Below are 14,510 nucleotides of genomic sequence, written 5' to 3'. Positions count from 1 at the left end.
CGGAAAAGCTTAGCGGCACGCCCCAGGAATCCGCAGGGCGCCGGTCACCACGAAACCGGGAGCGCCTTGCCCTCCTCGTAGCCGGCCGCGGACTGGAAACCGACGACCGCGCGCTCGTGGAACTCGGCGAGCGTTCCCGCTCCCGCATACGTGAACGAGCTGCGCACGCCCGAGGTGATCATGTCGAGCAGGTCCTCGATCGAGGGGCGGTTCGGGTCGAGGTAGATTCGCGAGCTCGAGATCCCCTCGGCGAACAGCTCCTTGCGGGCGAGCTCGTACGGGTCGAGCCGCCCGAAGCGCTCCTGCACCGCCTTCGTCGACGCCATGCCCCAGCTCTCCTTGTAGAGCCGGCCGTCGGCGTCCGTCTCCAGACGCCCCGGCGCCTCGATCGTGCCGGCGAACCACGATCCGATCATCACGGACGCCGCTCCCGCCGCCAGCGCGAGCGCGACGTCGCGCGGGTAGCGCACGCCACCGTCCGCCCACACGTGGGCGCCGAGCTCGCGGGCCGCCTCGACCGTCTCGAGCACCGCGGAGAACTGCGGGCGACCCACGGCGGTCATCATGCGGGTCGTGCACATGGCGCCGGGACCCACGCCGACCTTGACGATCGATGCCCCCGCTTCCACCAGATCCCGCACGCCCTCAGCCGTGACGACATTGCCGGCGACGATCGGAATGCCGAGACCAAGACCGGCGACGGTGCGGAGCGCACGCAGCATGCCCTCCTGGTGGCCGTGAGCGGTATCGACGACGAGAACGTCAACACCCGCGTCGGCGAGCGCGCGCGCCTTGGCGGCGACGTCGCCGTTGATGCCGACCGCCGCCGCAACCCGGAGGCGACCGTCACGATCGACCGCGGGCCGATAGAGGGTCGAGCGCAATGCACTTCTGCGGGTGACCTCGCCCACGAGGTGCCCGTGATGTCGCACGAGCGCGGCGTCGAGATCCGCCTCGACGAGGAGATCGAAGGCCGCACGCGCTCCCGTGAGGTCGTCGACATCGAGGGAGGCGACCGTCCCGTGCACGAGATCGCCCAGCCGGGCATCCGGAAGTGCCGTCGCGAGTCGCGATGCAGGAACACACCCCGCCTCGGATCCGTCGGGGGCGCGCAGCACGATGAGCCCAGCGGCGATCGCGGGGATGACGCGCAACGCGTCCTGCACGGTCGCATGAGCGGGCAGTTCGATGGGGGCATCCCAGCCGACCGGCTGATCCTTCACCCACCGGATCGCCGCGTCGAGCTCCTGCAGCGGAAGGTCTTGCGGCAATACGCCCAGACCCCCGCGGCGGGCGAGTGTCGCGGCCAGTCGCGGGCCGGTCACCGAGTTCATGTTCGCGGCGACGATCGGGAGGGTCGCGCCCGTGCCGTCTGTGGTCGCCAGATCGACCGAGAGACGACTGGCGACATCCGATCGACTCGGCACCAGGAACACGTCGGAATAGGTGAGGTCGTGGGCCGGAATCTGTCCCGTGAAGCGCATGCTCACAGGCTACGCGCGCGCGATGCTGTGCTTTCGCGCAATGTCCGCGATGAGAGCCGCAACGCGCCTCGAGACCGGACTAGGCTTGGACCCGGTGTGGCCAGTGGGGATCAGCCGGATCCCGGGCATCGACGAGTAGTGAGAGTGGGCGGTCGGCAGTGTCCAACCCCGTCGCGGGTGTGACGCCCGAGGATAGTGCCTCGGGCGAGTTCGGAGCCAATGAATGGCTCGTCGACGAGATGTACGAGCGGTACCTCGTCGACAAGGATTCGGTCGACAGGAGCTGGTGGCCGATTCTCGAGTCCTACCGGCCGGTAGACGACCCGACTCCGACCTCCGCGATCCCCGTGGTCGCGGATTCCGAGTCGGCCGCAGAGCCCGCCGCGGCTGAGCCGACAGAGCAGGCCGCCGAGCCCGCCGCACAGGAGCAGCCCGCGGCACCGCAGCCGCCCGCCGCACAGGAGCAGCCCGCCGCCTCCCAGCCCGCGCCCCAGCAGCCGGCGCCGACCGCCACGGAGCCCGCTCCCCCGACCACACCGATCGCGCGCACCACCTCCGCACCCGCCAAGCCGCAGCCGATCCCCGCCCAGGCCCCGACGACGGCGTCCACTCCCGTCGCATCCGCCGAGCCGCAGGAGTCGGTGACGGTGCTCAAGGGAATGGCGAAGACCCTCTCGACCAACATGGATCAGAGCGTCACGGTCCCGACCGCGACGAGCGTGCGCACCGTGCCCGCGAAGCTCATGATCGACAACCGCATCGTCATCAACAACCACCTGCGCCGCGCTCGCGGCGGCAAGGTCTCGTTCACGCACCTCATCGCGTGGGCGATGGTGCAGACGCTCAAGGACTTCCCGAGCCAGAACGTCTTCTATCGCGAAGAGGACGGCAAGCCCGCCGTCGTCTCCCCCGCGCACGTGACGCTCGGCATCGCGATCGACCTTCCGAAGCCGGACGGCACGCGCTCGCTGCTCGTTCCGGGCATCAAGCGCGCCGACACGATGAACTTCGCCGAGTTCCTCGCCGCGTATGAGGACGTCGTCGCGCGCGCACGCGGCAACAAGCTCACCGCCGCCGACTTCCAGGGCGTGACGATCTCGCTCACCAACCCGGGCGGCATCGGCACCGAGCACTCCGTGCCCCGCCTGATGCGCGGCCAGGGCTGCATCGTCGGAGCCGGAGCGCTGGAGTACCCGGCAGCCTTCCAGGGCGCCTCGCCGAAGACGCTCGTGGAGCTCGGCATCGGCAAGACCATCACGCTGACGAGCACGTACGACCACCGTGTGATCCAGGGCGCGGGCTCGGGCGAGTTCCTCAAGAAGGTGCACGAACTGCTCATCGGGGAGCGGCACTTCTACGAGGAGATCTTCGCCGCGCTGCGGATCCCCTACGACCCGATCCACTGGGCCGAGGACATCAACGTCGATCTCTCCGAGCGCATCTCTAAGACCTCGCGCGTACAGGAGCTCATCAACTCCTTCCGGGTGCGCGGCCACCTCATGGCCGATGTCGACCCGCTCGAATACCGCCAGCGCTCGCACCCCGACCTCGACATCGCGAGCCACGGCCTCACCTTCTGGGACCTCGATCGCGAATTCGTGACGGGTGGGTTCGGGGGCAAGCGCAGTGCTCTGCTGCGCGAGATCCTCGGCGTGCTGCGCGACTCCTACTGCCGCACGGTGGGGCTCGAGTACATGCACATCCAGGATCCGGCGCAGCGCGCGTGGTTCCAGGATCGCCTCGAGAAGCCGTACGTGAAGCCCACCCACGACGAGCAGTTGCGCATCCTCGGCAAGCTCAACGAGGCGGAGGCGTTCGAGACCTTCCTCCAGACCAAGTACGTCGGACAGAAGCGCTTCAGCCTCGAGGGCGGCGAGTCGACGATTCCGCTCCTCGACGAGATCCTGCAGGGCGCGGCCGAGGCAGGTCTCGACGAGGTCGCGATCGGGATGGCGCACCGCGGGCGCCTCAACGTGCTCGCGAACATCGCGGGGAAGACCTACGGTCAGATCTTCCGCGAGTTCGAGGGCACGCAGGACCCGCGCACCGTCCAGGGATCCGGAGACGTGAAGTACCACCTCGGCACCGAGGGCAGCTACACCTCGATGTCGGGTAAGGAGGTGCCGGTCTACCTCGCCGCGAACCCCTCGCACCTCGAGGCGGTGAACGGAGTCCTCGAAGGCATCGTGCGCGCGAAGCAGGACCGCTCCGGCGGCGGGCAGTTCGCCACACTCCCGATCCTGGTGCACGGGGACGCCTCGATGGCCGGGCAGGGAGTCGTCGTCGAGACGCTACAGATGTCGCAGCTGCGGGCGTATCGCACCGGTGGCACGATCCATGTCGTCATCAACAACCAGGTCGGCTTCACCACGACGCCGCACGATGCACGCAGCTCGGTCTACTCGACCGATGTCGCCAAGACGATCCAGGCGCCGATCTTCCACGTGAACGGCGACGACCCGGAGGCCGTGGTGCGCGTCGCGGAGCACGCCTTCGCGTATCGCCAGGAGTTCAAGCGCGACGTCATCATCGACCTCGTCTGCTACCGCCGCCGCGGGCACAACGAGGGCGACGACCCGTCGATGACCCAGCCGCTCATGACGAACCTCATCGAGGCGAAGCGCAGCGTCCGAACTCTCTACACCGAGGCACTCGTCGGTCGCGGTGACATCACGCAGGAGGAGTTCGAGCAGTCGCAGCGCGACTTCCAGGACCGCCTGGAGCGCGCGTTCGCCGAGACGCACGCCGCGCAGACCGGATCGCTCCCCGTCGTCGCGCAGGACCGCAAGCCGGTCGCCGACCTCGAGCGTCCAGGATCCCAGCAGGCCGACGACAGCGCCGTCGGGGAACCGGCGTCGACGGCCGTCGACCTCTCGGTGGTCGAGCTCGTCGGCGACGCGCACGCCAACCCGCCAGCTGGCTTCACCGTGCACACCAAGCTCCAGCAGCTGCTCAAGAAGCGGCACGACATGAGCCGCAACGGATCGGTCGACTGGGGCTTCGGCGAATTGATCGCTCTCGGCTCGCTGCTGCTCGAGGGAACCCCCGTGCGGCTCGTCGGCCAGGATGCGCGGCGCGGCACGTTCGTCTCGCGTCACGCCGTCTTCCACGACCGTGAGAACGGCCAGGAGTGGCTGCCCCTCGGGAACCTCTCCGAGTCGCAGGCGCGGCTCGCGATCTACGACTCGCTGCTCTCGGAGTACGCCGCACTCGCGTTCGAGTACGGCTACTCGGTCGAGCGACCCGATGCCCTCGTGTTGTGGGAGGCCCAGTTCGGCGACTTCGCCAACGGAGCCCAGACCGTCATCGACGAGTTCATCTCGAGCGCAGAGCAGAAGTGGGGCCAGCGCTCGAGTGTGGTCATGCTGCTCCCCCACGGCTACGAGGGGCAGGGTCCCGACCACTCGTCGGCCCGCATCGAGCGCTACCTGCAGCTCGCGGCCGAGAACAACATGACGATCGCCCGGCCGTCGACTCCCGCGTCGTACTTCCACCTGCTGCGCCGACAGGCCTACGCGCGCCCGCGGCGACCGCTCATCGTCTTCACCCCGAAGTCGATGCTGCGCCTGCGTGGAGCGACGAGCGATGTCGCCGACTTCACAAACGGCAAGTTCGAGCCTGTCATCGACGATGCACGCATCCAGGATCCGAGCACCGTGAAGCGCGTGCTGCTGCACTCCGGGAAGATCCACTACGACCTGCTGGCTGAGGTCGAGAAGCGCGGCGACTCGGGTGCCTTCGCACTCGTGCGACTCGAGCAGTTCTACCCGCTCCCGAGCGAGCAGCTGCTCGCCATCGCCGAGCGCTACCCGGAGGCCTCGCTCATGTGGGTCCAGGAGGAGCCGGCGAACCAGGGCGCCTGGCCGTTCCTGTCGTTCGAGTTCGCGCCGCTGCTCGGTGACCGAGAGCTGCTCGTCTCCTCGCGTGCGGCATCCGCGTCGCCCGCGACCGGGTCGTCGAAGCGCAGCTCGGGGGAGCAGTCGACTCTGATCGCCGACGCGCTCAACATCTAGCCGACGGCGGACTCCCGGGGCCTCATCGCCCTCGGAGTCCGCCGATCAGGCGTCGGGAATCAGCTGTCGAGGCTCGCGAGGATCTGCGCGCGAAGCTCGTCGGGGGCCTTCTCCTGGCAGGCGCGCTGCACCTTCTGGGTGAGCGTCAACCCCACGAGGTGCTCGGTGGAGCAGTCCTCGCATGCGTCCAGGTGGTCCTGGATGTCCTCCAGGTCCTTATCGGAGAGCTCCCGATGCAGGAACTCTTCGAGCTCGGCCTTGGCTTTGTCGCAGCCACAATCGGTCATGTCGTGCTCCGGGGTGTCGGGTCCGCGGCAACATAGCCGCGCTCGCGGGCGTAGTCGGCGAGCCGCTCGCGCAGCAGTCGACGCCCGCGGTGGAGTCGGCTCATCACGGTGCCGACGGGGGTCTTCATGATGTCCGCGATCTCCTGATAGGAGAACCCCTCCACGTCGGCGAGGTACACGGCGAGACGGAAGTCCTCGGGGATCGACTGCAGGGCCTCCTTGACATCGCTGTCAGGGAGGTGATCGATCGCCTCCGCCTCCGCGGATCGCGCGGAGCGCCCCTGGGTGAGGGACTCGGCGGACCCGAGCTGCCAGTCCTCGAGGTCGTCGAGGGTGCCCTGGTAGGGGCTGCGCTGATTCTTGCGGTAGCTGTTGATGTAGGTGTTCGTGAGGATGCGGTACAGCCACGCCTTGAGGTTGGTGCCCTGCTCGAACGACGCGAACGCGGCGAACGCTTTCGCGTACGTCTCTTGTACGAGATCCCCGGCATCCGAGGGGTTGCGGGTCATCCGCATGGCAGCCGCGTACAGCTGATCCATGAACGGGATCGCCTGTTCGGAGAAGGCTCCCCGAAGCTCGTCGGGGGTCGGTGCGGGTCGGTCGGTGTCGGCCATCGGGGTCGAGTCTATGTCGCGTCGGGCGACCTCACGTGGGGCGCTCGACGCGGGAGGTGCTTCCAACAGCAGCACGGGCGCTCCATCCCTCTCTCGCGGGCACTACCCTGAATAACCGATGGGCGTGTTGCGGTATTCCGGTCGGGACGAACTGATCCTGGGCCTCGGTGCCCGGCCGGAGGAGACGGATCCGGTGACGGGCGACATTCTGGCGCCTCCGAGCGAGTCGGGGCCGTGGTCGGCGCCCACCGCCGAGGCACCGCTCGCGGCCCGCCTCACCCTCCCGGGATCGAAGAGCCTCACCAACCGCGAGCTGGTCCTCGCCGCGCTCGCCGACGGTCCGTCCACGATCCGGCGGCCTCTCCACTCACGCGACACCTCGCTCATGGTCGACGGTCTCCGCGCGCTGGGCATCGACATCGCCGAGGTGCCCGGCGACGGCGACTTCGGGCCGGACCTGCGAGTGACACCGGGCGAACTGCTCGGGGGCACGATCGATGGAGGGCTCGCGGGCACCGTGATGCGGTTCCTGCCGATCGTCGCGGCGCTCGCGCTCGGCCCCACGAACGTCGACGGCGATCCCTACGCGCGGAAGCGCCCCATGCGCACCACGATCGACGCGCTCCGCGGGATCGGTGTCGAGGTGAACGATGACGGGCGCGGCACGATGCCCTTCACCGTCCACGGCACGGGAGAAGTCATCGGCGGCGACCTGGCGATCGACGCATCCGCCTCGAGCCAGTTCGTCTCCGGGTTGCTGCTCGCCGCCCCGCGGTTCCGCGACGGGCTGACCCTTCGCCACACGGGCGAACGCCTGCCGAGCATGCCGCACATCCGGATGACGATCGCATGCCTCGCCGCCCACGGCGTCCAGGTCGACGAGCCCGAGGAGGGCGTCTGGCACGTCGCACCTCAGCCCATCCGTGCGCGCGACGTCGACATCGAGCCCGACCTCTCGAACGCCGGCCCGTTCCTCGCCGCCGCGCTCCTCGCGGGCGGGACGGTGACGATCGACGGTTGGCCCGAGCAGACCACCCAGGTGGGCGACGAATTCCTGCGCATCCTGCCGCGGCTCGGCGCGACGGTGACGAGGACGGGCGACGCCGTCACGGTGGATGGCGGCGCCGGAGTCCGCGGAGGTGGCGTTGTGCGGGCCGCCGACCTCGACCTCACGATCGGCGGCGAGCTCGCACCGACCTTCGCGATCCTGCTCGCCTTTGCGGACGGTCCCAGCCGCTTGACTGGGATCGGCCACCTGCGCGGACACGAGACCGACCGGCTCGCGGCGCTCGTCGCCGAGATCCGACGGCTCGGCGGCGACGCGGATGAGCTCGAGGACGGCCTCGAGGTCCGCCCCGCGCCCCTCCACGGCGGAGCGTGGGAGGCGTATGCCGATCACCGCATAGCGACCGCCGGGGCGCTGGCGGGTCTCATCGTGCCGGGCGTGACGGTCGACGACATCGGGACGACCGCGAAGACCCTGCCCGAGTTCCCGGAGCTCTGGAACGCGATGCTGGGACGCGGCGCGCACGCGACCCGGTGGGAGCAGTTGCCTCTGTGAGCTGGCTCAGCGACGACGACGACGATCCGGAGGGCTTCGACGCCTGGGACGAGTCGGATGTGCGAGTGCGCCCGAACCCCAAGGGCAACCGCCCCCGCTCGAAGATCCGCCCGAGCCACGTCGACGCCGTCGAGGCGCGCGTGCTCTCGGTCGATCGGGGCCGGTACACCGTGCTGGTCGAGGCGGATTCGCCGGACGAGCGAACCGTTCTCGCGACGCGGGCCCGCGAGCTCCGCGATCAGGCGATCGTCACGGGTGACCGCGTGGATCTCGTCGGCGACGCATCCGGAGAGGTCGGCACGCTCGCCCGCATCGTCCGAATCCGTCCGCGGACGACGCTGCTGCGCCGGAGCGCCGACGACACGGACGCCGTCGAGCGCGTGATCGTCGCCAACGCCGATCAGTTGATGATCGTGGTCGCAGCCGCCAACCCCGAGCCACGACCGCGCCTCGTCGACCGGTACCTCGTCGCCGCCTACGACGCGGGTATCCAGCCGCTCATGGTGATCACGAAGACGGATCTCGCCGACCCCGGGCCATTCCTCGCGAACTTCACCGCGCTCGATATCCCGGTGATCCGCAGCGCGCAAGGGCGCTGGCCCCTCGACGAGCTCGCGCCGCTCCTCGACGGCCGCACGACCGTCGCGGTCGGTCACTCCGGGGTGGGCAAGTCGACGCTCGTCAACGCGCTCGTGCCGGGCACCGACCGTGCGACCGGTGTGGTGAACGCCGTGACCGGGCGTGGTCGGCACACCTCGTCGTCCACCGTCTCGCTGCGCGTGCCGACGGGCGGCTGGATCATCGACACCCCGGGGGTGCGGTCCTTCGGCCTCGGGCACGTGGATCCGGCGAACATCCTGCGCGGATTTCCGGACCTCGCCGCGGTCGCGGAGGATTGCCCGCGCGGTTGCACGCACCTGCCGGATGCACCCGACTGCGCCCTCGCTGAGGCGGTCGAGCGCGGGGAGCTCGACGCCGCCCGGGTCGACTCCCTGCAGCGCCTGCTGGCCTCGCTCGGTCCGGACGCCTCCCGGTAGGCTCGGCGGGTGAGCGCACCTTCGGAGCCCGGTATCGCCGACGACCTCGCCGTCGCCCTGACTCTCGCGGCCGAGGCGGACCTCATCGCCATGGATCGCTACCGATCGCAGGACCTCGGCATCCAGTTGAAGCCCGACACCTCGATCGTCACGGACGCCGACACGCGGGTCGAGCGCATGATCCGCCATCATCTCGCCGAGGCGCGACCTCACGATGCGATCCTCGGAGAGGAGTTCGGCTCGGAGGGCCAGGGTGCGAGGCGCTGGATCGTGGATCCGATCGACGGCACCAGCAACTTCGCGCGGGGAGTTCCGATCTGGGGCACGCTCCTCTCGCTCGCGGTGGACGACGTCCCTGTGGTGGGCGTCGTGAGCGCTCCCGCGCTCAAGCGGCGCTGGTGGGGCGCGACCGGACTCGGCGCGTGGGTCCAGGAGGACGGCGAGGAGCCGCGGCGCATCCGGGTCAGCGGCGTCGATCGCCTCGAGGACGCCACACTCAGCTACAACAATCTGCAGACCTGGGATCAGTACGGCTATCTCGACCGGCTGGTGGGCCTGTCTCGCGAGGTCGGGCGCACACGTGCGTTCGGCGATCTGTGGTCGTACATGCTCGTGGCGGAGGGCGCCATCGACATCGCGGGCGAGTTCGACCTGAAGCCGTGGGACGTCGCAGCTCTCGCGCCCGTGCTGCGCGAGGCGGGCGGACGCCTCACCTCCGTGGACGGCGAGGAGACGGTCTTCGCGAGCGGGATCATCGCCACGAACGGCGTCGTGCACGACGCTGTTCTCTCGCGTCTCGCCAGCTAAAACGTTCACGTCGTGAAGTGAACTCACTGCGCCCTGCAGGCGCTTCTCTCCCATCGCCTCCGGCGAATACACTCGTCGTTACCGAATAGTTACCGACTTTCGGCGCGGGGTGGTTCCTTCAAGACTTGAATGCAGTGCACAATCGCACTGCCGTCGTTCACCGATGAACGCGCGGTACTCCGAGGAAGTCCCCCCTCAACGATGAGAAAGGGAGCGACGTGAAGAAGTCATCGTTGATTTCGATCGCTGCACTCGCCGGTGCTTCGGCACTGGTCCTGACCGGATGTTCCAGCCCCAGTGACGGAGGGGACGGTGGAGACGGCGGCACGGCCTCCACACGCGCCTGCGTCATCCTGCCCGACACCGAGTCGTCCGACCGCTGGGAGAACGGCGACCGCCCGGCTCTTGAGAAGGCGTTCACCGACGCTGGCTTCGAGGCCGACATCCAGAACGCACAAGGCAGCACCGACAAGATGGCGACCATCGCCGACCAGCAGCTCTCCAAGGGCTGCGGCGTGATGCTCGTCGTCGACTACCAGGGCGCCGGCACCGCCGTCACCGAGAAGGCGAAGGCCGAAGGCATCCCCGTGATCGCCTACGACCGTCCGATCTCGGGCGCCGACTACTACGTCTCGTTCGACAACTTCAAGGTCGGCGAGCTCGAGGGCCAGTCGGTCGTCGATGGCCTCGAGGCCGCCGGCAAGGACCCGGCGAGCGCTGTTGTCGTCTACATGGGCGGCGACCCGTCCGACGGCAACGCCGCGATGTTCCACGACGGCGCCGTCTCGGTCATGGAGGCCGCAGGCATCAAGCCGGCCGCCGAGCCCACCGGTGTCTGGGACACCGAGAAGTCGGCGACCAACTTCGAGCAGGCACTCACCTCGCTCGGCGGCAAGGTCGACGCGGTCTGGTCGGCGAACGACGCCAACGCAGCCGGAGTCATCTCGATCCTCGACAAGAACGGCCTCACCGTTCCGGTCTCGGGTCAGGACGCCTCGGTCGCGGGTCTGCAGAACGTGCTCCTCGGCAAGCAGACCGCCACGGTGTACAAGCCCTTCCAGCTCGAGGCCGAGGCGGCATCCGACCTCGCCATCCAGCTGCTGAACGGCGAGACGCCCTCCGTCGACAAGACGCTCGACGACGGCACGCCGTACATCGCGGTCACCCCGGTCCTCGTGGGACCGGAGGACGTCCAGACGGTCATCGACGACGGCAACGCGAGCGCGTCGGAGATCTGCACCGGCGACGTCGCAGCCAAGTGCGAGGAGTACGGCGTCAGCTGACCCTTGGCGACGAGGGGCCTCGCGTCGGGAACTCTCCACGACGCGGGGCCCCTTTGGGCTGGACCAAGACACGACGGGGCGACGACGCCCCAGAAAGGGGTGGACTCGATGGACGAGCCCCTCATCGAACTCAGCGGCATCCTGAAGAGCTTCGGACCCGTCAACGTGCTGAAGGGGGTGAACCTCAAGGCGTACTCCGGGAAGGTCACCGCCCTCGTCGGCGACAACGGAGCAGGCAAGTCGACTCTCATCAAGGGTCTCGCGGGGGTGCAGCCCTATGACGGGGGCACGGTGCGATTCGAAGGCCGGGAGGTGCACCTCCACACCCCGCGAGAGGCTTCACACCTCGGCATCGAGGTCGTGTACCAAGACCTCGCGCTCTGCGACAACCTCGACATCGTTCAGAACATGTTCCTCGGCCGTGAGGAGAGCGCCGGCGTCATCTTCGACGAAGGGCGGATGGAGCGCGAGGCGAGCGAGACCCTCCGATCGCTGTCGGTGCGCACCGTGAAGTCGGTGCGCCAGAAGGTGTCCTCCCTCTCCGGCGGACAACGGCAGACCGTGGCCATCGCCCGATCGGTGCTCAAGAAGGCCAAGCTCGTCATCCTCGACGAGCCGACGGCCGCCCTCGGCGTCGCCCAGACCGAGCAGGTGCTCAACCTCGTGCGGCGCCTCGCCGACCAGGGCGTCGCGGTCATCATCATCAGCCACAACCTGCAGGACGTCTTCAAGGTGGCCGACTACATCAACGTGCTCTACCTCGGCACGATGGTCGCCTCGATCGCCACCGCCGACACGACGAGCGATGACGTCGTCGGCTACATCACCGGCAGCAAGACCTACGACGGAGCGAGCGCATGAGCACCACACCACAGGCCCCGAGCACTCCCCCGTCGACGGACACGACGAGCCTGCCCGCCGAGGGCGGGTTCATCGGCAGCGGGCAAGAGGGAGGTGTGCTCGATCAGGCTCGCGCATACGTGCAGCGGGTGCGGTCCGGCGAGATGGGCGCACTCCCCGCCATCGGCGGACTGGTCGTGCTCGTGCTCCTGTTCACCCTGCTCAGCGAGGTCCTCCTCGGCCAGCAGTACTTCCTCACCGAGCGGAACTTCGCGAACCTGCTGACCCAGGCGGCTTCGCTCGTGATGCTCGCCATGGCGCTGGTCTTCGTGATCCTGCTCGGCGAGATCGATCTGTCGGCCGGTGTCACCTCGGGTGTCGCGCTCTCGGCGTTCGTCGTGCTGACGAAACCCGACGGCGTGAACATGAACTGGATCCCCGCGCTCATCATCGCGCTGCTGACCGGCCTCCTGATCGGTACCTTCATCGGGTTCTTCGTGGCGCGCGTCGGCATTCCATCGTTCGTGGTCACGCTGGGGCTCTTCATCGGGCTGCAGGGCGTGACGCTCATCCTGCTCGGCGCGGGTGGCGTGTTCCGCATCCAGATCCCCGAGATCCTCGCGATCCAGAACTCGAACCTGCCGGTCTGGGGCGGATGGGTCATGCTCGCGGTCATCCTCCTCGTCTCGTTCGGGATGTCGATGTGGGATCGCACGCTGCGCACCCGCGCCGGCGTACCGAACCGCACGATCGCGCTCGTGTGGCTGAAGCTCGGCGTGATCGCCGCCGTCGGCGGGTTCGTCGTCGGTGTGCTGAGCGTCAACCGCTCGTCGAGCATCAAGGTGATCGAGGGCGTGCCGATCGTCGTTCCGATCGTGCTGTTGATCCTCTGGGTCGGCACATTCGTGCTCGACCGGACAAAGTTCGGGCGATACATCTACGCGATCGGCGGCAACGCCGAGGCGGCCCGCCGCTCGGGCGTGAAGGTCATCACCATCCGGTGGGCGGCGTTCATCGTGTGCTCCGTGCTCGCGGTCGTCTCGGGTGTGTTCAGCGCCAGCAAGGTCGGCTCGGTCAACGCCGGTTTCGGTGTCGACATCGTGCTGAGCGGTGTGGCGGCGGCGGTCGTCGGAGGCGTGAGCCTCTTCGGCGGACGCGGCCGGCTCATGCACGCCGCGATCGGCGCACTCGTCATCGCGGTCATCGCGAACGGGCTCGGCCTGCTGAATCTTCCGGCGGGCGTGAACTACATCGTGACCGGTGGAGTGCTCGTCCTCGCGGCTACCGTCGACGCCGTGTCGCGGGTGCGGGCCGGAGGCTCGCTGTTCCGAACCTGATCGGGCACCTCACACGACTGGCCGCTCGGAAGGATCCGGGCGGCCAGTCGTGGTTCGAGGAAGGTCAGGCGGGCGGATTCACGTGACGCTCGTCGGGACCCACGTACTCCGAGAGCGGGCGGATCAGCGCGTTCGACGCGGCCTGCTCCCGGATGTGCGCAGTCCATCCGGTGACGCGGCTCGCGACGAAAAGCGGCGTGAAGAGCTCGGTGTCGAATCCGATGAGGTGATAGGCCGGGCCGGACGGGTAGTCGAGGTTCGGCTTGATGCCCTTGCGAGCGTCCATCGCGGCTTCGAGCTTCTCGTACAGCTCGCCGAGATCGGGACGGTCGTACTCGGCGAGCAACGTGTCGAGGGCCGCTTTCATGGTCGGCACGCGCGAGTCGCCGTTCTTGTAGACCCGATGCCCGAAGCCCATGATCTTGCGCTTCTCGGCGAGAGCGGTGTCGAGCCACTCCTCGGCACGGTCGGCGAAGATGATCTCGTCGAACATGTGCATGACCGCCTCGTTCGCGCCGCCGTGGAGCGGACCCTTCAGGGTTCCGATCGCCGCCGTCACCGCCGAGTAGAGGTCCGACAGCGTCGAGGTCACCACGCGGGCGGTGAACGTCGAGGCGTTGAAGGAGTGCTCGGCGTACAGGATCATCGACACGTCGAAGGCGCTCACGACCACGAGATCGGGGACCTCACCGAACGTCATGTGGAGGAAGTTCGCGGAGTATCCGAGGTCGTCGCGGGGCTCCACGATCTCCTCGTCGCGGAGACGGCGCTGGGTGTACGCGACGATCGCCGGCAGCTGCGCGAAGAGGCGCATCGCCTGGTCGAGCTGGGTCTCGGCCGCCGGGTCGCCGACGGTCGGATCGGCCGCACCATACGCCGAGACGGCGGTGCGGACGACGTCCATCGGATGCGCGTCGAGCGGCAGGAGGTCGATCGCGTGCTTCGCCACGTGCGACAGCTCGCGGTGCGCGCGCTCGAACGCCTGGAACTCCTCGAGCTGGACGGGCGTGGGCAGTTCGCCGTTCCACAGCAGGTAGGCGACCTCCTCGAACGTGCAGTTCGCGGCGAGCTCCTGGACGGGGTAGCCCCGGTAGAGCAGGGAGTTGGTCTCGGGGTTGACCTTCGAGATCGCGGTCTCGTCGACGACGACGCCCGCGAGCCCCTTCTTGATGTCGCTCATATGGGTCCTCTCAATGCTCCCGGTTCCCGCGAGATGTCCGTTTTGGCACATCTCGCGCGCGAGATGT

At 68.5% G+C, this 14,510-nt stretch carries 11 protein-coding genes; 7 read left to right on the top strand and 4 right to left on the bottom strand.

The window, feature by feature from the left end:
- Positions 1–44 precede the first annotated feature (44 nt).
- Positions 45–1,484, bottom strand: coding sequence for a GuaB1 family IMP dehydrogenase-related protein (locus tag FVQ89_RS10130; protein ID WP_147901833.1), 1,440 nt, complete (start codon positions 1,482–1,484; stop codon positions 45–47).
- A 158-nt stretch (positions 1,485–1,642) separates the two neighbouring features.
- Between FVQ89_RS10130 and FVQ89_RS10125 the strand changes: the two genes are divergently transcribed.
- Positions 1,643–5,497 carry a multifunctional oxoglutarate decarboxylase/oxoglutarate dehydrogenase thiamine pyrophosphate-binding subunit/dihydrolipoyllysine-residue succinyltransferase subunit gene (locus tag FVQ89_RS10125; protein ID WP_147901832.1) on the top strand — a complete coding sequence of 1,285 codons (3,855 nt, stop codon included), beginning with the start codon at positions 1,643–1,645 and terminating at the stop codon, positions 5,495–5,497.
- Between the two features lie 59 nt (positions 5,498–5,556).
- On the opposite strand, the gene FVQ89_RS10120 is transcribed toward FVQ89_RS10125, so the two are convergent.
- Positions 5,557–5,784: a zf-HC2 domain-containing protein gene (locus FVQ89_RS10120; protein ID WP_147901831.1), complete on the bottom strand. Its 228-nt coding sequence runs from the start codon at positions 5,782–5,784 to the stop codon at positions 5,557–5,559.
- Positions 5,781–6,398, bottom strand: a complete 618-nt coding sequence (locus FVQ89_RS10115) for a sigma-70 family RNA polymerase sigma factor (RefSeq protein WP_147901830.1) — start codon at positions 6,396–6,398, stop codon at positions 5,781–5,783. The genes FVQ89_RS10120 and FVQ89_RS10115 overlap by 4 nt, the downstream gene beginning before the upstream one ends.
- Positions 6,399–6,516: 118 nt before the next feature.
- On the opposite strand from FVQ89_RS10115, the gene aroA reads away from it, so the two are divergent.
- The 6 genes from aroA (at position 6,517) to FVQ89_RS10085 (ending at position 13,263) form a co-directional block, all read left to right on the top strand.
- On the top strand, positions 6,517–7,959 hold the full coding sequence (gene aroA / locus FVQ89_RS10110) for a 3-phosphoshikimate 1-carboxyvinyltransferase (protein ID WP_147901829.1): 1,443 nt from the start codon (positions 6,517–6,519) through the stop codon (positions 7,957–7,959).
- Positions 7,956–8,996, top strand: a complete 1,041-nt coding sequence (gene rsgA / locus FVQ89_RS10105; RefSeq protein WP_147901828.1) for a ribosome small subunit-dependent GTPase A — start codon at positions 7,956–7,958, stop codon at positions 8,994–8,996. The genes aroA and rsgA overlap by 4 nt, the downstream gene beginning before the upstream one ends.
- A gap of 9 nt (positions 8,997–9,005) precedes the next feature.
- On the top strand, positions 9,006–9,803 hold the full coding sequence (locus FVQ89_RS10100) for an inositol monophosphatase family protein (RefSeq protein WP_255513550.1): 798 nt from the start codon (positions 9,006–9,008) through the stop codon (positions 9,801–9,803).
- A 218-nt stretch (positions 9,804–10,021) separates the two neighbouring features.
- Positions 10,022–11,086, top strand: a complete 1,065-nt coding sequence (locus FVQ89_RS10095; RefSeq protein ID WP_147901827.1) for a sugar ABC transporter substrate-binding protein — start codon at positions 10,022–10,024, stop codon at positions 11,084–11,086.
- 108 nt (positions 11,087–11,194) lie between these two features.
- Entirely contained in the window at positions 11,195–11,947 is a 753-nt protein-coding gene (locus FVQ89_RS10090) for an ATP-binding cassette domain-containing protein (RefSeq protein WP_147901826.1), read from the top strand.
- Positions 11,944–13,263: a sugar ABC transporter permease gene (locus FVQ89_RS10085; RefSeq protein ID WP_147901825.1), complete on the top strand. Its 1,320-nt coding sequence runs from the start codon at positions 11,944–11,946 to the stop codon at positions 13,261–13,263. Before FVQ89_RS10090 ends, FVQ89_RS10085 begins: the two co-directional genes overlap by 4 nt.
- A 64-nt stretch (positions 13,264–13,327) precedes the next feature.
- Here FVQ89_RS10085 and FVQ89_RS10080 read toward each other — a convergent pair whose 3' ends face one another.
- Positions 13,328–14,443: a bifunctional 2-methylcitrate synthase/citrate synthase gene (locus FVQ89_RS10080; protein ID WP_147901824.1), complete on the bottom strand. Its 1,116-nt coding sequence runs from the start codon at positions 14,441–14,443 to the stop codon at positions 13,328–13,330.
- Positions 14,444–14,510: the final 67 nt, after the last annotated feature.

Origin of the sequence: Homoserinibacter sp. GY 40078, from assembly GCF_008017545.1 — a bacterium.
In the GTDB taxonomy this organism is placed as follows: Bacteria; Actinomycetota; Actinomycetes; order Actinomycetales; family Microbacteriaceae; genus Homoserinibacter.
The sequence above is the reverse complement of the archived record's forward strand: the minus strand, read 5'-3'. Positions and strand labels throughout refer to the sequence as shown.